Origin of the sequence: Phyllobacterium sophorae (assembly GCF_003010965.1) — a bacterium.
Lineage (GTDB): Bacteria > Pseudomonadota > Alphaproteobacteria > Rhizobiales > Rhizobiaceae > Phyllobacterium > Phyllobacterium sophorae.
This window is the reverse complement of sequence record NZ_PGGM01000018.1, coordinates 116,575-134,328: the sequence shown is the minus strand read 5'-3', so window position 1 is coordinate 134,328 and position 17,754 is coordinate 116,575. Positions and strand designations below refer to the sequence as shown.

Sequence of the window (17,754 nt, the reverse complement as noted above, 5' to 3'; positions counted from 1 at the left end):
TCTGTTTCCGAACGAGCGTCGAAACGGAGCGTTGCACGAGTGTGCTTGCGCCAGGTCTCGCTGTCGAAGCCAGTGTAGGGATCATCGCCGGCCTGTGCGTCGTAACGCAGATAGCCGCTGATCTTCAAGCAGGTCTCGGTCCCCGGAATGTAGAAGAAGCCTGCGCCGTATGCGTCGCAAACGCGAACGTATTCAACAGGCTCTGGTTCAGCAACAACGACTGCGTCTGCAGCACGTGCGCCGGTTACTGCAACGAGGGCTGCAGCGGAGCCGAGTAGAAGGCTCTTAATGTTCATTTCTGACCTCCAGTCAAAGTTAAAAATGGGTCTGGGCATTCCAATTTGGCTGAAGGACAACCTGTCCCCATCCCCTAAGTCCAAGAAGAAATGCGATGAACGCCCTTCCTCCCGACAGACCATACTCGCCAGCGTCGGGGTTTCAACCACGAATGTCGGGTCAAGCGACTTGTGGCAGCTCTATGGCGGACCGCTGTTGCACAAATGACACGAAATCGCCGCAGGGCCTGCAATATCTTTACCACTCATTAATATAGGTAACCCGGATTTTAATAAAATCTTGTCGAGCCATGCCGGTATTGAGACTGCAAATGCCCGCAGAATCGGCCAATACACGCTGGTTCGCGACCTGCAGTCGAATCGAATCAATGATTTGCCACCTCTTCGAAAGGTGATTTGACATGACTTATCTTTACCTCGTTATCGCCATAGTCTGCGAAGTGGTGGCGACGTCGGCGCTCAAGCAGGCCGACGGCTTTACCAGGCTCTGGCCATCGCTGGTCTGCACGTTCGGCTATGCAGCCTCGTTCTATTTCCTGTCGATTCCCATCAAGACCATTCCCGTCGGCGTTGTCTATGCGATCTGGTCAGGCGCCGGCATTGTGCTGATTGCTGCCATTGGCTGGTTCTGGTTCAGGCAAACACTGGATTTTGCGGCGATCGCCGGCCTGACGATGATTGTGGCCGGTGTGCTCGTGGTCAATCTCTTCTCCAGCTCTGTCGGGCACTAGCGGCGCTCGAATCCCGCCAGAACGGCTCTTTGCACGCAGCCTCCAGCGAATCTTGACTGGAGGTCAGAAATGAACATTAAGAGCCTTCTACTCGGCTCCGCTGCAGCCCTCGTTGCAGTAACCGGCGCACGTGCTGCAGACGCAGTCGTTGTCGCCGAACCAGAACCCGTCGAATACGTCAAAGTTTGCGACGCATATGGCGCGGGATTTTACTACATTCCCGGAACAGAGACCTGCCTTAAAGTCAGCGGCTATGTCCGTTTTGATGTGAAAGCTGGCACAGATCCTTACACCGGGATCGATTATGGCACATTCAAAGTACGCAGCCGCGCCTCGCTTCGTTTCGATGCCCGTTCGGAAACTGAGCTTGGTACACTGCGTTCCTATGCAGAGGCCCGTATTCAGTTTACGGATGGCGAGAACGCGACGAGCCTGCCCAATGCCTTCATTGAACTCGGCGGCTTCCGCGTCGGTGTCACTGACTCGCAGTTTGTGTCGTGGACAGGTTATGTCGGTGACATTATCCACGATGACGTGATCAGCTACGGTCCATTTGAGACCAACCAGATCAACTATACATTCACTGGCGGCAATGGCTTCTCGGCTCTGATCGGTGTTGAACAAGGTACAGGCGATTTCGTTATCGACGACTACATGCCGCACATCGTTGCTGGTGCGAAGTTCGAGCAGGGTTGGGGCAGCGTTTCGGCCGTTGGCGGTTATGATGCAGTTACCGAGGAGTGGGCTGGCAAGGTCCGTTTGGACGTTAAAGCGACCGATGCCATCTCCCTGTTCGTTTTGGGTGGTTATAAGTCCGAGGATAGTTACTATGGTAACTGGTTCGGCGACTGGGCTGTCTGGGGCGGCGGTTCCTTCAAGGCCTCGGAAACGGCAACAATCAACGCTCAAGCCGCCTATGAAGACGACGGCACGATCGCTGCTGCTTTGAACGTTGCTTACGAACTTGTCCCCGGCTTCACCATAACGCCCGAAATCGCCTACACCGCATTCAGTGGTGAGCGTGGCGACGACGACGCTTTTGGCGGCATCGTGCGCTTCCAGCGGAACTTCTGATCTTCTGAACTGACACATCGACCAACGCCGGATTTTCCCGGCGTTGGCTTTTCCCAAAATTCATTTTGAACAATCAATTTTCAGCGTTCGCACAGACGGCGCACAGATATTTAGGCGGAGAAAGGATTTCCAACCGGTCGCGGACCGAGGAGACGGTGAGATGTTTGGACAACAACCCATGCGGTTGGACGTTGGTGGAGCCATCACTGGTTTTATCAAACGGAAGCCTATTAGCCTAAAGAGGCATAGCTCCGTGGATTGCGCTTTCGGGAAAGACGGGTACAACTCGTCACATATTTATCCGGTGCATATTTTATTGATTAGAGCGCAATCATCATGACGATTTCATCGCTGGGCATGGCCCCTCCTCCGCCGGAATCGGCGTTTCCCGTGCGGTTCCAGTACGATCTCAACTATGCATCGGCAGATAACGGGATCAAACGACTGGTCAAGGAACACTCGCTCCGCGATTTGACCACGCAGTATATCAGCATTCTCTGGGACGAAGGCTCGCACAAGACCAATGTTCGGTCCTTTCTTGGAGAAATCAGCGAGATATTGAGCGGCGAGCGTTTCAGCGTCTTCACGCAGGAAATGCTTGATTCTGTGATCGGCACGTTACGCGAACGCGGTAACAGCAATGCAACCATCAATCGAAAGATGGCTGCGCTGAGCAAGCTGCTGCGGAAGGCGTGCAAGATGGGCGACATCTACAATTTGCCGGAGTTCCGCCGCCAGAAGGAGCGGCAGGGACGCATACGGTTTCTAGAGGCGGAAGAAGAACAGCGGCTGTTCTCGGCCATTCGTACGCGGTGTGACGACAGCTACCGGTTGAGCGTGTTTCTCGTGGACACGGGTTGCCGGCTTGGCGAAGCGATCGGCCTTTCCTGGAACGACCTTCAGGACTCCAGGTCGACCTTCTGGCTGACAAAATCCGGCCGCAGCCGCACCGTCCCGCTGACGGCGCGGGCGCGCGAGGTCATCCATATCCCGCATGCGAGACTGAAGGGTCCGTTTTCCATGCATAATCAGGTGCGTTTTCGCGCGATCTGGAACGATGCGAAGGCGGAAGTGGGTCTGGGCTCCGACGATCAGGTGGTTCCGCATATCCTGCGCCATACTTGCGCGTCACGGCTCGTGCGGGGCGGCATCGACATCCGGCGCGTGCAGATATGGCTTGGCCATCAAACGCTGTGGATGACAATGCGCTATGCGCATCTTGCCACAAACGACCTCGACTCCTGCGTTGCCGTTCTTGAACGGCATTGAGCGGCGCTCGCCGTAAAGGGCGAGGCGCTGCGAGCAGCCTGCGGCACCGCGCAGCCGGTCACGAGCACAAGGGCATACGAAAAGTGAACCGGGTCTCGCTGGGATCGGAAACAACGTCCAGCGTTCCGCCATGCATACTGGCTATCTCCGAAGCGATATAGAGGCCGGCACGACGCCGCCGCCAAGGCGCGCACGCGCCAAATCAAGGACATTGTCGATCAGACCGGACATGCGCACGGCACTGCCGCGGATGAGTTTGACGATGTTGCTCGCCTTTTCGTCCAATGGAGTGCGCAGCAGCATTCTCGCGCCGGAATCGATCGACGCCACCGGGTTGCGCAGATCATGACCGAGCACGGCAACAAATTGTTCGCGGAACTCGGAGATCTTGCGCTCATCCAGCAGCGCCGCCTCGGTCCTGGCCAGGCGTTCATTTGCATCGAGGTGAAAAGCAATCAATTCGGCGAAAAGTTTGAACATGCCGATGGTTTCAGGATTTTTGAGGCGCGCCGGCCGGGGATCGATCGCACAGAGCGTGCCGAAAAATGTGCCATCCGGGAGGATTATCGGCATGGAAATGTAGCTTTGAAAGCCATAAATCGCCGGAGTCCGATGCGTTGAATAGACCAGATCTTTCGATACCTCATCGATGATGACCGCCTGGCCGCTATTGCGGATTTCATCGCAAATGGTGGTCTTGACTTCAAGTTCACCGCCTGGCGCAAGGCCAAACTCGATATTGTCGAGCACCTGGCAGACAATCCACCGATCCTCCGTCACCCTGGCCACTGCGGCAAAGCCCATGCCGGTGATCCGGCACACGACATCGAGGATTGCCGGTACAGCATCGATCCGGCCGATCGCATCAATGTCGGCTTGAAAATCATGGGGCATGGAGGTTTCCGGTATTGCAGTCCGGCCACTATAGAGCCTTCAGCGAAATGCGCCATATCATGCGTCGTCCGGACGCATTGGCGATCGTGCGATGTCCCGTGTCCTTTGCGCGGGCTTTTGGAACCGGCACAAAAATCCGCCCCTTTCTGATGCGACCAGACAGGACCGCATTGCAGACGCGATATTGAAGCCTGGTCGACGCGTCTTCTGTCGCGCTCCGATTGGGGATTGGAGGCCAAAGATGGTGCAATGGTTGGACATACTCCGCGAGAAGAACGACCTGGCGGAACAATTGAGCGAAAAAATCCCACGTTTTTTCGCCTACCCGGCCCTGAGCCTCGACCACGCCATGCGGCTGCATATCCTGCTGGAGAAGCACGCCGATGACATGGAAAAACTCGTCGAGCAGATCGGCGAAGTGGACCTGCCCGATGCAATCTACGAAGCGGCCTCGGCACTCGACGCGATATTTTCCGGCCTGGCTGCAATCGCAGCAAGCAAGGTGGCCGAACTTCAGAAGAAACAGCCTGGCGTCGAATTCCCGCCAGACCCGGCCCCGGTCAACGGTTGAATCGCCCTTTCGCATCCGACGAGGAACTCAAGAACGCATCTCGCGTTATCGCAACGCTGGTCTAACACCCAGCAAGGTCTGGTGCGGCTTTACCAAACACCCCAAGGTTGCGCCAGACCTTACACGCCGTGGACAATGTTCAACCGCCAAACTTGCAGCGCCTCGCAATCTGACTGCCCAAGAACCTGGAAGCGCGGCGCCACGATTCGTCCGTGTCATCGCGAAAGCTGACCAATTCACCGCAGACGGCGCGCTTGTCATCGACATCAAGCACCGAATACTCGATCCAGTTGATGAGCGTGCTGGTTTTCTTGACGATACCGATAAAGACAAAGCGGGCACCGGCGTCGCGCGCCTGATCAGCCAATACCTCATAGCCTGGATCTTGCGCCGTACATTGGGCCTGCTCGCACGGAAGTTGAACGACTTTCAGGTTTTCATTGCCGGAAAGCTGTTCGCGCAGATAATCCGCAAGTGCTTTCAAGCGTTTAGCGTGGGCTGCGGTCATATCCCTCGTTTCGCCGGATGTATCGAGGAAATCAAGGTTGGCAACCGCGACAGAAATTTTCGCGGCGGCAGGTGCGGGACTTTTTGCATCGCCATAGGCGGGTGGCGCAACCATGGAAGCGGTGAGCGCCGCGGCTGCAAACGAGGTTCGCAGGTTCATCTCCATCATCCTTTTTTGCAGCGCCCAGACTGGCTAAACCCTTGGCGGTGCGAAATGTTCCTGAATTCTGCGGGGGGCCGGACGATTGCGGGAATCGCTAAAATTGTAATGAATATTACTAAGTTGTGATGCTGCGGACACCCGGTGCACACTGATCGCCCTGGTCCATACCCAGGAGGAGGCTTGGTCATTGCAGTTCCCCACTGTTGCCAAGCCTCCCTTTTTTAGCCAGCCGCAGCATTTGCGCGGCAAGTGAGCCGTGACCCACCGCAGTTTTGACTCATGCTGGGTTTGCCAGGGTCTCGCCAGCTCCTGACGCCATGCACTTGACATCCAGGCTTCATATTGCAGTGATAGGGACGGCTCAAACGCGAGAGGCCCGTTCATGCATGAAGACGAAGAAGACGAAATCTATCTGCATTATACCACCCCAATGTGGTGTCATTTACTCGTCTTCGGCTTCGCGGTCTCCATAGCGGTCTTGATCTGCCGCCTCTTCGCGGCGTGATTTACCCCACGTACTCGATGGATCCCGATGGGGCCGTCAATCAGTAGCCATCGACTTCGATCACGGCGTCGGCAAAGGCCTGTGGCGCTTCCTGCGGCAGATTGTGGCCAATGCCGCCCTCAATGATCCGGTGCGCATATTTGCCCGAGAATTTTTTGGCATAGGCGCTGGCATCCGGGTGTGGCGCACCATTGGCGTCACTTTCAAGGGTGATGGTTGGCACAGTGATGACAGGGCCCGCGGCAAGCCGCTTTTCCAGATCGTCATATTTCGCCTCGCCATCTGCAAGGCCCAGCCGCCAGCGATAATTATGGATCACGATGGCGACGTGATCGGGGTTGTCGAGGGAAGCCGCAGTGCGATCGAACGTGGCATCGTCAAAGTCCCATTTCGGCGAAGCGATCTGCCAGATGAGCTTGGCAAAATCGTTCCGGTTTGCCTCGTAGCCAGCCCTGCCCCGTTCCGTGGCAAAATAATATTGGTACCACCATTGCAGCTCGGCCTTTGGCGGCAGCGGCATCTTGTTGGCTTCACGGCTGCCGATCAGATAACCGCTCACGGAGACCATGGCCTTGCAGCGTTCTGGCCAGAGCGCCGCGATGATATTGGCGGTCCGCGCTCCCCAATCAAACCCGGCAAGAACTGCCTTTTCGATCTTGAGCGCATCCATCAGGGCGACGATATCGACCGCGAGCACCGACTGCTGGCCATTGCGTAACGTGTCGCTTGAAAGGAAGCGCGTCGTGCCATGGCCGCGCAGATGCGGCACGATTACCCTGTAACCGGCCGATGCCAGCAGCGGGGCGACATCGACGAAGCTGTGAATATCGTAGGGCCAGCCGTGCAGGAGAATGACCGCTGGACCATCGGCAGGACCGGCTTCCGCGTATCCGATATTCAGGACGCCGGCATCGATCTGCTTGAGCGCGGCGAACGACGTGTTCGTACCCGGTTTGATTGCTTTCGCGGGGTCAGTCTTGCCTGACTGGGCGCTTGCAGGACCTGTGGTCATGCCAAGCTGGACAGCAGCAACAGACATGGCCGCGATGCCGAAGAAGCGGCGGCGATAATGGTTGATCTCTTCAAACATGCGTCTCTCTCCGTTGGATGGATCTTTGGGGGGTGGCTATCCGGACGGGAGGACGCCCGGATAGCCGGCGGTCCAAGAATCAGACCGGCGGAAGTCTCAACCGGTCCAGCCTAGATCAAGTTGATCACTACATCGATGTTGCCGCGTGTGGCTTTCGAATAGGGGCACGTCTGGTGAGCGGCGTCCACGAGGGCCCGGGCGACTTCGCGGCCGAGACCCGGCAGGCTGACATTGAGGCGGGCCTGGAGGACGTAACCGCCGTCGGAAAGCACCAGGTCGACTTCGGCGTCTATGGCCGTACCAGCCGGGAAAGCGACATCCATTTTGCGGGCTGCATGTCCGATCGCACCCTCGAAGCAGGCCGACCAGCCCGCAGCGAACAACTGTTCCGGATTGGTGCCGCTGCCCGCAGTGCCTGGCGGAGATAGCTTGATGTCCAGACGGCCATCAGAGCTGCGGGACGCGCCGGACCGCCCGCCCGTGGTGTGGGTTTTGCCGGTGTACAGGACTTTTTCGACTTGGGTCATGACGGGGATCCTTTGAGCGAATGGTGGGTGCCGGAGCGCAATGACTGGAGCCAGCCATTGGTCGCATAGAGCGCATGATACGTATCCAGAATGTGTCCGGATCCGACCGGAAATGAAACGAACTGTGTCGAGGCGCCGGGGCGGTACATTGTGATACAAAGAGCGGAATCATGTAGCAAAACGACCAGATCTGAATTCCTTCATGCCGTCGCCCCGATTGAGAAGATCCGGCGCCGCAGAAAATTGCGAGTGGCTGATCGAGCGCATGCCTTGCTGAAAGGCGGCTGTCGACGGCGACTTGGCGCGAGACCAATTATCTCGCTTGTAACTGTAACTTACTTGCTATTTCGCGCCATCATGGGAGGATTAACATTCTCTTCACTTGCAGACACGCCGGCCCAGAGCAAATGTGCAATGCGGATCGCAGGGGAAGGACGCGTAACAGCGCACCCGAACAGCCAAAGGTTCGTCTGAGCTCATCCGTTTCTTTGAAAATGGAGGACAGCATGACATCGAACAGCAGCAAATTTTCATTTGTGGCAGCATTTTTGGCCGTAGCCGCCCTCACGAGTGGAGAGAAGGCTTTCGCCCAGATGGCGGGCGAGATCCCGCCGATCCTCGTGACACCCGATAAGGTCGAGTCTTCCATCGGCACGCTGGAGTTCAAGGACGGTGCTCCCAGCGCGGAGACTGTCAAGAAAGTTCGTGACACGCTGGATTTCACCCGTGCCCTCGACGTGTTCCTCAACAGCTACGGCGGTGCGTCCGCTTATGCGATCCGCAAAGGTCTTCTCGGTATCGGCGCGGAAGACAATACGGTCACCATCTACCCCGAATTGATGGATGCGAAGTCGCTGTACCTCACGGCCAACGTCGACACGGTCTATTATTTCAGCATCGTGGACCTGACCAAGGGACCGATGGTGGTCGAACAACCGCCGAAAGGACTTGGCACGATCAACGACATGTGGTTCCAGTGGGTCGTCGATGTCGGCTTTCCCGGTCCAGACCGCGGCCAGGGTGGAAAATACCTGCTCTTGCCACCAGGCTATGACGGCCCGATTCCGGACGGCGGTTTTTACGTTTCACGGGCGAATACGACGCGCGTCATCTATGCTGCGCGGGCTTTTCTCGAAGGCAATGATCCGAAGCCGGCCGTTGAGAACATCAAGAAAAACATCAAGATTTATCCCTACACGCCAGGAGGCGTAGGCACGAGCATCGCGACAGCGCTTGATGGCAAGGTCAAACTTGAGGCCACCCCACAGATTCCCGAAACCAAGTTCGTGGAAGCCAGCGGGAAATCGTACAACACGATCCCGCCAAGCGATTACTCATTCTTCGAGATGATCAACGCCAACGTTCAGGACGAGCCAGCCGATTCCTATAATCCGGAGCTCGCTGGGCAATTAGCGGCAATTGGCATCGTGAAGGGTAAGGACTTCAACCCGGACGATCGAATGAAGAAGATACTCACCGATGCGGCTGCGGTTGGAAATGCCGCTGGACGAGTGCTCAATTGGGATTCAAGCAACATCCCAGGCTGGGCTTACTATCCCGATTCAAGCTGGGCGAACATGCTTTGGCAAGGTGGTGCCAATTTCGAGACGCCGCCACCGATGGTTACCAAGGAGGGGCTATTTGATCCGCTGCCGCCAACGGGCGCGCGGACTCTCGACTCCAAGACAGCGTTTTATTACGCCTACACCCTCGACTCCCCGGGCATGATCATGCGGCTACCCAAGGTCGGTTCGCAGTATCTCATGGGCTTCGTAGATGCGAACAAGAAACCCTATGACGGCGGAAAGACCTACAAGGTGACCTTACCCCCGAACATCCCGGCCGAAGCATTCTGGTCATTCACGCTCTACGACAATCAGTCGCGGTCGATGCTCGACACTCCGCAACGCTATCCGCGCGCGGGCAGTCAGTCGTATCCGTCTCCCGCTGCGGAGCCTGCTGCAGATGGCTCTACCACCATCTACTTCAGCCCGACCCAGCCAAAGGACGTAAAGCGCGGCAACTGGATACAGACCGTGCCTGACAAAGGGTGGTTCATGCTCCTGCGCCTGTATGGTCCTCTCGAATCGTTCTTCACGAAGGAATGGCGGCCAAGTGAGGTCGAACTCGTTCCTTGATTTTGACATTGATGCAACGATAACGGCGGGGCGAGCGCCTTCGAGTTTCGACAGCATTCCTCTTGCATGATTGCGTTCATCCAAAGGTAAACACAAACGCTTCAACGCCCGGGTCGAGAAAGCGAACTTCGAACGTCCGTTCCCTCACGTCTCCCGCTTGACGGACCAACTGATAGAGCCGCGTTCCGGTTACGGTGCCATTGCCCTCCGCGTCGATGTCCATGCCGTGACTCGCGCCCGGCGCTTTGCCGTCCACCCTCACTTGGAACCGGACCGGCTTGGCGGCAGTGCCTTTGCCGAGCACCAGATGCAGATCGCGGGCGCTGAACCTGTAGGTGATGCCGCCGCCCGCCTGATTGAGCGTCGCCTGTTCTGCTCCGACGGTCCAGTTGCCAGCAAGACCCCACTCGTTGAGTCCCGGTTCGGCTATCGTGTACTCCCGGGCGGCATCACCGGCCAGACCTTCGGGAGACCCGAAGTTCGACGCCCGGCTGTATCCGATATAGGTTTCCGCGGACCGGAGGTTGCCCAGATCGGGCGCAGACTGCGCACCACTGGCTTCGGGCGTTACGATTTCTTTCCCAACCTTCTGACTTCCAGCTTCGGCCAACAGGTCACGGATCACCTGTTCGGACGTATCGTACTCGCCTTCGCCGAAATGGTGGTAACGGACTTGACCTTTGGCATCGATGATATACTGGGCCGGCCAATAGCTGTTCTGAAATGCCCGCCAGATCCTGAAATCATTGTCGACGGCAACAGGATATCCAATCTGAAATTCGCCGATGGCCCGTTTGACGTTGTCGATCTTTTTCTCAAAGGCGAATTCCGGCGAATGCACGCCGATTACGACAAGACCCTGATCCTTGTACTTTTCCGCCCATGCCCGGATATACGGGACCGTACGAATGCAATTGATGCAGGAATAGGTCCAGAAGTCGACCAGCACGACCTTGCCCCGAAGCTGTTCGTTCGTCAGCGGCGATGAATTCAGCCATTCGACTGCTCCGTCGAGCGACGGAAACTGACCTTCTACCGGCAAATTGCTCCGGAAACCCTGACGAGTGGTGCTTGCCGCCATCATGCCGTTGCTCGCGGCTGCGGCACCAGCATTGCCCGTATTGGCGGCATCAATCAGCGCCTGCTCGATCTTGCCCGTGCTGGAGCTGGAAAGCCGGGCAAGAAGACCCGTGTCCGCGCCCAGACCGACGGCAACGACGCCAGCAATGACCGCAGCGCCGAGACCGCGCCGGACCCATTCTCCCGCACCGAGCGACTGTTTCATGACCGAGAAAACCCGCCCGCCAATCAGGAGAGCCAACGCCAGCGAGGTCGCAGCGCCCGCAGAATAAGCCAGAAGCAGTAGTGTCGTCCCGACGTTCGCGCCCTGAAGAGCGGCGCCCGTCAGCACCAGACCGAGGATCGGCCCGGCGCAGGGGGCCCAGAGAAGACCGGTTGCGACACCGAGCAAAAGCGCGCTTGCGAAGGTCGGGGCGGACGATTGCCCATTTGCATTCAAAATCCTGTTCCCGAAGGCAACGACCGGCCGCGTGAGTATGGTGGCCACGCTCGGCGAAAGCAGTGTCACACCGAATATCGCGAGCAGCGCAATCGCGGCGTAGCGGCCATATTCATTGGCGTGAACCGCCCAGCTGCCGCCGACGGCAGCGAGGGTGGCGACGCCGGCGAATGTGATCGCCATGCCTGCCAGCATCGGCAGCGTGCTTTTGACGAAGGGCTGTCCCGTCCGTGCAAAGACAAAGGGAAGCACTGGCAGGATGCATGGGCTGAGTATGGTCAGCACGCCTGCGAGATAGGTTATGAACAGAAGGGTCATTGTCGATTCCTCTACCGTGTATGACACTGCGCTGAAGACCAGCCATTGCCCGGATCAAGCGGTATGGACGTATCCCGGGTGTGTCCTGATTGGCGGAAAATGTAACGAAGTGTGGAGGAAGGGCATTCCCGTACAAAGCGATACGAACGAACCGGCACGGAGCGTTCACACGCTTGTGCCGAGCGCTCGCCGGCCAAATTCCCTACGAGTACTGTGCCCGGCCGAGATGCGGGCGGGCACGGTGATGGTTTTCACGCTTTATTTGGAAAGGGTCTGCGCCGCTTCGACGATCAGTTTCACCACATCGTCTGGCCTGGAGGCATAGACGGCATGGCTCGCTTTCACTTCGGAGACCGTACTGCCAGCGCGCTTGGCCATGTCACGCTCCAGATCGGGATTGATCGATCTGTCTTCGGTTGCAACCAGTGCCCAGCTTGGCTTGGTTTTCCATGCCGGCGCGCCAGCTTCGGTCGTGAAGGCCTTCCGGGATGCGAAGACCTGCGATCGCGCCAGGAACTCGGCATCAGCCTTTGGCAAGTCTGCGGCGAAAAGCTCCGGAAACGCCTCGGGATTGAGGTAGAAGAATCCATCCTTGGTCGCCTGAAGGCTGTCCTTTCGCATATTGGGGACCGGTTTGCCTTGGGCGAGTTTCACAAGGCTTTCGCCCTGGTCAGGTTGAAATGCGGCGATATAGACGAGGCCGGCCACGTTTTTGGCGTTTCCGGCATCCGTGATCACCATACCGCCATAGCTGTGGCCGACGAGAACGCTTGGACCATCCTGAATCTCCAGGATACGCCTGGTGGCCGAAACATCGTCTTCCAGCGAGGTCAACGGCTGTTGAACCACCGACACCTTATAACCCTGTCTTGTCAGGCTATCGGAAACTGCACGCCATCCTGATCCATCGGCGAATGCGCCATGGACGATGACCACGTTTTTGATATCGGCAGCCAAAGCGGCCGACAGGGGATTGAAAGCAAGCGCGAGACCTACAATTGCGAGCGAAAAAGAGCGTTTCATCATGAAGGGTTCCTTCCACATTCATGCCGCCTCAACGATCAGGGCGACAAACATTGGATGCTGGTCATTCACACGCTTTTCCAATAGAGTGAAGGACGCACGAGGCCCCTGCGACGACAATTTTGTCGTCCAATGTATCGGACAGGGATGCTGATACACTGGCTTACAATTTTCTTGAATCTGCGTCTCGACCGGCCATGGGAACATGCTGCTAATGCTGTGCCATGGCCCAGACTGAAAGTGTAATCTCCATGGATCATGTCGATCACGTCCTGATCGTTGATGACGATCGCGAAATACGCGAGCTGGTTTCGAACTATCTGAAGAAGAACGGTCTGCGGGTTACCGTCGCTGCCGACGGCCGGCATATGCGGACGTTTCTGGAGGCCGACTCGGTCGATCTGATCGTTCTGGACGTGATGATGCCGGGCGACGACGGACTTGTCCTGTGCCGCGAATTGCGGGCCGGCAAGCACAAGACGACACCGATCCTGATGCTGACGGCACGAAGCGACGAAACCGATCGTATCGTCGGCCTGGAGATGGGAGCCGACGATTATCTGGCAAAGCCCTTCGCGGCGCGAGAGCTGCTTGCGCGGATCAAGGCCGTACTGCGCCGCACGCGAATGCTTCCTCCCAACCTCCAGATCTCCGAAGTCGGGCAGCTCCTGAAATTCGGGGACTGGCAGCTCGATACCTCCGGCCGGCATCTGCTCGACAAACAGGGAACAATCGTTGCCCTCAGCGGCGCCGAATACCGCCTGCTGCGCGTCTTCGTCGATCACCCGCAACGCGTACTGAACCGGGACCAGCTCCTGAACCTCACCCAGGGACGCGATGCGGACCTGTTTGACCGTTCAATCGACCTCCTGGTCAGCCGCCTGCGCCAGCGCCTGCGCGATGACGCGCGCGAACCGGCCTATATCAAGACGGTCCGCAGCGAAGGCTACGTTTTCTCGATGGCCGTGGAGATCGCGGAGGTCCGTTCATGACCGCGGTTTCCGGCCGGCAGCTGTTCCGCCCCTGGCCGCGTACCCTGGGGTCAAGACTGTTCCTGATCTTCCTTTCAGGCCTCATCGTCGCCTATGGGCTTTCCTTCAGCGTCCTGTTTTCCGAGCGCTATGTCATGGTCGAGGCAATGCTGCTCGGCAATCTCGAAAAGGATGTGACAACGGCTGTCGCCCTCCTGGACCGCCTTCCGGCGGATGAGCGGGCAGATTGGGTGGGCCAACTCGACCGCAGAACCTATCGATACACGCTCGGCCCTGGCCGGCCTGGCGTTTCCGGCGTGGCGGGTTTGGGCGCCGAGATGGCCGACACGATACGCAAGGCGGTCGGTGACCGTTTCCCCGTAACGGTCCAGTCGATACCAGGTGCCGGCCAGCGTCTGCAGGCCCACCTGACGTTGAGCGATGGCGCGCCCCTGACGATCGATATCTATCCCACGACGATGCCTTTGGCGAAGTGGCTGCCTTATGTCCTCATGGCGCAGCTCATCCTGCTCATTCTCTGCAGCTGGTTTGCGGTTCGGCTGGCCATCCGCCCGCTTGTGAACCTCGCCAACGCCGCGGATGCTCTCGATCCGAACAAGAACGCACCGCGACTCAGCGAAAACGGGCCGCGCGAGGTCGCCTATGCGGCAATCGCATTCAATGCGATGCGCGACCGGATCGCCCAGTATCTCCAGGAAAGGGTACAGATACTGGCTGCGATTTCTCATGACCTTCAGACTCCGATCACCCGCATGAAGCTGCGTGCCGAATTCGCCGAAGAATCCGTCGAAAAGCAAAAACTCCTGCAGGACCTGACCGAAATAGAGCGGCTGGTTCATGAGGGGGTGGCCTATGCGCGCAGCGCCTACGGCAACACCGAGAAACCCTCCCGGATCGACGTCGACTCGTTCGTGGAAAGCCTCGTCTACGACTACCAGGACACTGGAAAAGCGGTTACGCTGAGCGGGAAGATCGAAGCCACCGTGGTCACCCGCCCTTATGCCCTGCGCCGCATTCTCACAAACCTGATCGACAACGCCCTCAAGTTCGGTGAAGTGGCTGAAGTCTGCGCCGGAAGAGATGCCAGCGGCGCGATTACCATCAGGGTGCTTGACCGCGGTCCGGGTATCCCCGCGGAACAACTCGAAGCCGTGCTTCAACCCTTCTTCCGACTGGAACAGTCCCGAAACCGGGGAACAGGCGGCACGGGGCTCGGCCTGGCAATCGCCCAGCAACTGTCCCATGCAATCGGAGCGACGCTTGAACTCAGCAACCGTGAAGATGGCGGGTTGGCGGCGCAAATAACCATGGCCTGAAGACTTTCAGCAAGCCGCCGGAGCCTATCGGGACAGGCGATCGGCGGGAACCCGTGAGGAAACAATCGGTCACGTCAAAGTGGGCCTTGGACGTCATCTCAGGCGGGTTGCGGTGACGGAACAGGAGCGACGGGCAGAGTGCGTTTCTTCAGAAACGGCACCTCGACGAACAGGTAGGAGCTTGTCGCGAGAACTATCGTTGCACCCAGTGTGAAAACCAGTCTGGTTACACCTTGAAGCCCAAGTCTATCAGCGACGCCGACCAGGATGGGGAAATGCCATAGGTACATTCCGTAGGAAATCTGACCCAACCATACCAGCGGTCGAGAGCTCAGCAGCGCGTGCGACATCTGGCCATCGCTGATATTTGCAGCGCCGGCAACCAATACCGCGGACGCGAGGGCAATGGCTGTGAAGCCCCAAATCTCTACCCAACGGCCGTATGAACCGAACAAGGTGAAAACCATGGCAGCAAATAGCGCCAGCCAGACCAGGAATGGAGCCCACTTCATCTTGCTCGCGGGTACGAAAGCGAGGCAGCAGCCTACCAGTATGGTGTCCACCCGTGTGTCAAATCCGTTGTAAATCCTCTCGCCAGACGTTTCATTCCAGATCAAGGCCAGTCGCCAACCGATCGTGAACAGCACCAGCAAAGCGATGCACCACGGAGTGACCCGTCGCCCGGTGAGGAATAGCAGCGCACTGAGAAGTAGTGGCCATATGAAATAGAACTGCTGTTCTACGGCCAGCGACCACGTATGCGGCATGTAGCCGACACTGCCAATGTCAAATGCCCTTGCCCAATTCATGGCATATATTGCCGTGATCGCAGCAGCGACAAGATGGTCGTTGGTATTGTTAATAAAATACGCAACTACGACATAACAAGACAATAATAATAAAAGCGCTGGAGCGAGCCTTAACGCCCGCCGCCAATAAAATTTGCCAATGCTAATTCTGTTTGTCTTGTCCCACTCTACCAGCATGTTCGACGTGATGAGGTATCCACTTAGAACAAAGAAGATATCAACACCTATGAACCCGCCAGGGAACTCGTTTGCAATAGTGTGAAATGCAATTACCAAAACAACGGCGACCGCCCTCAGGCCGTCCAAGGCCGGTTTATACTTCATTTATGTATTGCCCCCCACGCTGTTTGGATTTGGCACAGCGTTTGCGATTCTGGAAGGTAAATCTGCGTCAATATTAATGAATGAAAAAAAACTAAACCATTCCTAACGTCTTGGGTGGCTTAGGCTAGTTCACGGTCATGCTGGGTTGATAATTGCCTCGGGCTTGTGAGCAAGTCAAGATGATCTTCGCACCGGTTTCCGTTTGCCCCATCTCGGTCCGAGCTTGCCCGTAGCCGGTGGCCGCGGCGCGGTGTCGACATAGACCCCGGCTTCCCTTGGCTTCAGCTGCCGGGCATCCTCCCTCCTAACACTGCAACACTATCGCACGTCCAAAAAGAGAAACCTCCGGGCCATTACCTTTTCTGGTTCCCTCTTATGGGTGAGAAGACGCACACGGAGAGGAGATCGTCAGCCAATGTAGTCTCGAAACCGCCGATGCAAGCGGTCCCGACGATGTATTATCAAGCCGCTTCAGTCAGGCGTTGATCCCACCACTCCCGAACGGGCTAAAGTCATCGGGCTTCTCTCAGGACCCCGTTTGGGGGTTTCTTGCTATTCTTTCGCCCGTTTGGGGGTTTCTTGCTCCATCGCCATGGGCTCCTTGCCTGGTACAGGCATTTCGCCTTGAGTTTTCTGAGTGCTTGAACCGCCTGCTTAATTCCAGCGATCGCCTTCACTTGCTCCCAAGCTAACGCTCGTGCCGCGAAACATACCATTCGTCAAAAAGCATTTCGCCCGGTTCAATGAGGGCCTGCGCTTCATTCGGCTCAACCTCGACGATGAGCCCAGTATCTTTCTTATATGCGCGCCCAAGTTGCCGATTTGCCGAACCGCATCTATCGCTTCCATGGGTTCAGCCTCTACGCCCGATATGAGCGAGCGAGAACCACATGCCTCGCCCCCTACAAACCGAGGGTTATGCAAAAGTTATGATGAAACCTAAAAACCGCTCTAACCAGTTGTTTTTATTAGCGGTATGGCGGAGAAGAAGGGATTCGAACCCTCGAGAGCCTTTTGAGCCCTACTCCCTTAGCAGGGGAGCGCCTTCGACCACTCGGCCACCTCTCCGAGGACGCTGACTAAAGATGAAACCCCTTGTTTGCAAGGCTTTTGTTCGGTTTCCCATAAAAAATGCGATATACCGGCGAAGGCAAGTCCAAACTGAATATGTGTGCCCGCATTACCAGTCACAACACAGCCGAATGCTTGCTTTACCATCGTCAGAACAACGCTCAAAATTCCCAGGCGCTGTTCCAAACCAGTATCTTGGCCTCTTTTGCAGCAGCAACGAATGCCGTTCTTGCATCGTCGACGCTCCCCTTTCCTTCGATGGCATTGAGGCATGCCTTTCGCGCAGCGGATAGGTTCTTTCCCTTTTGTCTGGGCCACAGCCTGAAGAGAACATGGGCCGCTTCGGTCACGGAACTTATGTTGCGAAGCTCGCTCGACTTATCCAGTTCTATCGTCACGGCTAGAAAATCCAGATCATTCATCTTCACGGAACGCAAGGGACGGACACTTGTTCCGAAGGAAAAATCCGTGCAACCCCTTCTAAATACTTCGATTTATGCGACCCTTCGAAGCGACCGGCTTCTGATGGACACAGCGGATATTCACGATTCCCATTGCAGCCGTTTCGCGTATGATTCCGGTACCCCCCATTCGCTTTTTGTCCGTTCAGGAACATT

At 57.0% G+C, this 17,754-nt stretch carries 17 protein-coding genes and 1 tRNA gene; 7 read left to right on the top strand and 11 right to left on the bottom strand.

Features of this window, described 5'->3' with window-relative positions; translation table 11 throughout:
• On the bottom strand, nt 1–296 hold a 296-nt coding region (locus CU103_RS28010; RefSeq protein WP_210203848.1), incomplete at its 3' end, for a porin.
• Nucleotides 297–697: 401 nt separating this feature from the next.
• On the opposite strand from CU103_RS28010, the gene CU103_RS28005 reads away from it, so the two are divergent.
• The 3 genes from CU103_RS28005 to CU103_RS27995 all read left to right on the top strand — a co-directional run bounded on the left by CU103_RS28005 (nt 698) and on the right by CU103_RS27995 (nt 3,370).
• Nucleotides 698–1,027, top strand: a complete 330-nt coding sequence (locus CU103_RS28005; protein WP_106667307.1) for a DMT family transporter — start codon at nt 698–700, stop codon at nt 1,025–1,027.
• A 69-nt stretch (nt 1,028–1,096) separates the two neighbouring features.
• The gene (locus CU103_RS28000) at nt 1,097–2,101 is read left to right on the top strand and encodes a porin (RefSeq protein ID WP_106667306.1); all 1,005 of its coding nucleotides are present in this window, start codon (nt 1,097–1,099) and stop codon (nt 2,099–2,101) included.
• Nucleotides 2,102–2,458: 357 nt separating this feature from the next.
• Nucleotides 2,459–3,370: a tyrosine-type recombinase/integrase gene (locus CU103_RS27995; protein WP_106667324.1), complete on the top strand. Its 912-nt coding sequence runs from the start codon at nt 2,459–2,461 to the stop codon at nt 3,368–3,370.
• A gap of 141 nt (nt 3,371–3,511) precedes the next feature.
• Here the strand turns inward: CU103_RS27995 and CU103_RS27990 are convergent, their stop codons facing one another.
• On the bottom strand, nt 3,512–4,264 hold the full coding sequence (locus CU103_RS27990; RefSeq protein WP_170117139.1) for a histidine kinase dimerization/phospho-acceptor domain-containing protein: 753 nt from the start codon (nt 4,262–4,264) through the stop codon (nt 3,512–3,514).
• Nucleotides 4,265–4,505: 241 nt separating this feature from the next.
• Here CU103_RS27990 and CU103_RS27985 point away from each other — a divergent pair, with 241 nt between their 5' ends.
• On the top strand, nt 4,506–4,835 hold the full coding sequence (locus CU103_RS27985; protein WP_106667305.1) for a hypothetical protein: 330 nt from the start codon (nt 4,506–4,508) through the stop codon (nt 4,833–4,835).
• 139 nt (nt 4,836–4,974) lie between these two features.
• Here the strand turns inward: CU103_RS27985 and CU103_RS27980 are convergent, their stop codons facing one another.
• The 3 genes from CU103_RS27980 to CU103_RS27970 all read right to left on the bottom strand — a co-directional run bounded on the left by CU103_RS27980 (nt 4,975) and on the right by CU103_RS27970 (nt 7,627).
• A complete protein-coding gene (locus CU103_RS27980) occupies nt 4,975–5,502 on the bottom strand; it encodes a DUF2380 domain-containing protein (RefSeq protein WP_170117138.1) in 528 nt (175 codons plus the stop codon).
• 548 nt (nt 5,503–6,050) lie between these two features.
• Nucleotides 6,051–7,100 (bottom strand): alpha/beta fold hydrolase, encoded by a 1,050-nt coding sequence (locus CU103_RS27975; RefSeq protein WP_106667303.1) that lies wholly within the window; start codon nt 7,098–7,100, stop codon nt 6,051–6,053.
• Nucleotides 7,101–7,210: 110 nt separating this feature from the next.
• Nucleotides 7,211–7,627, bottom strand: a complete 417-nt coding sequence (locus tag CU103_RS27970) for an organic hydroperoxide resistance protein (RefSeq protein WP_106667302.1) — start codon at nt 7,625–7,627, stop codon at nt 7,211–7,213.
• A 593-nt stretch (nt 7,628–8,220) separates the two neighbouring features.
• Between CU103_RS27970 and CU103_RS27965 the strand changes: the two genes are divergently transcribed.
• On the top strand, nt 8,221–9,765 hold the full coding sequence (locus CU103_RS27965; protein WP_425350667.1) for a DUF1254 domain-containing protein: 1,545 nt from the start codon (nt 8,221–8,223) through the stop codon (nt 9,763–9,765).
• A gap of 76 nt (nt 9,766–9,841) precedes the next feature.
• Here the strand turns inward: CU103_RS27965 and CU103_RS27960 are convergent, their stop codons facing one another.
• Together CU103_RS27960 and CU103_RS27955 are read right to left on the bottom strand one after the other, a co-directional pair.
• Nucleotides 9,842–11,602: a cytochrome c biogenesis protein DipZ gene (locus CU103_RS27960; protein WP_106667300.1), complete on the bottom strand. Its 1,761-nt coding sequence runs from the start codon at nt 11,600–11,602 to the stop codon at nt 9,842–9,844.
• Between the two features lie 258 nt (nt 11,603–11,860).
• Nucleotides 11,861–12,625 carry an alpha/beta hydrolase gene (locus CU103_RS27955; protein WP_106667323.1) on the bottom strand — a complete coding sequence of 255 codons (765 nt, stop codon included), beginning with the start codon at nt 12,623–12,625 and terminating at the stop codon, nt 11,861–11,863.
• A 251-nt stretch (nt 12,626–12,876) separates the two neighbouring features.
• On the opposite strand from CU103_RS27955, the gene CU103_RS27950 reads away from it, so the two are divergent.
• The gene (locus tag CU103_RS27950; protein ID WP_106667299.1) at nt 12,877–13,617 is read left to right on the top strand and encodes a response regulator; all 741 of its coding nucleotides are present in this window, start codon (nt 12,877–12,879) and stop codon (nt 13,615–13,617) included.
• A complete protein-coding gene (locus tag CU103_RS27945) occupies nt 13,614–14,933 on the top strand; it encodes an ATP-binding protein (RefSeq protein WP_106667298.1) in 1,320 nt (439 codons plus the stop codon). The genes CU103_RS27950 and CU103_RS27945 overlap by 4 nt, the downstream gene beginning before the upstream one ends.
• Nucleotides 14,934–15,031: 98 nt before the next feature.
• Here CU103_RS27945 and CU103_RS27940 read toward each other — a convergent pair whose 3' ends face one another.
• The 4 genes from CU103_RS27940 to CU103_RS27930 all read right to left on the bottom strand — a co-directional run bounded on the left by CU103_RS27940 (nt 15,032) and on the right by CU103_RS27930 (nt 17,559).
• Nucleotides 15,032–16,066: an acyltransferase family protein gene (locus CU103_RS27940; protein ID WP_106667297.1), complete on the bottom strand. Its 1,035-nt coding sequence runs from the start codon at nt 16,064–16,066 to the stop codon at nt 15,032–15,034.
• A gap of 977 nt (nt 16,067–17,043) precedes the next feature.
• A tRNA-Ser gene (locus tag CU103_RS27935) sits at nt 17,044–17,134 on the bottom strand.
• Nucleotides 17,096–17,323 (bottom strand): hypothetical protein, encoded by a 228-nt coding sequence (locus CU103_RS31645; RefSeq protein WP_170117136.1) that lies wholly within the window; start codon nt 17,321–17,323, stop codon nt 17,096–17,098. Before CU103_RS31645 ends, CU103_RS27935 begins: the two co-directional genes overlap by 39 nt.
• Nucleotides 17,299–17,559, bottom strand: coding sequence for a DUF982 domain-containing protein (locus CU103_RS27930; protein ID WP_106667296.1), 261 nt, complete (start codon nt 17,557–17,559; stop codon nt 17,299–17,301). Before CU103_RS27930 ends, CU103_RS31645 begins: the two co-directional genes overlap by 25 nt.
• Nucleotides 17,560–17,754: the final 195 nt, after the last annotated feature.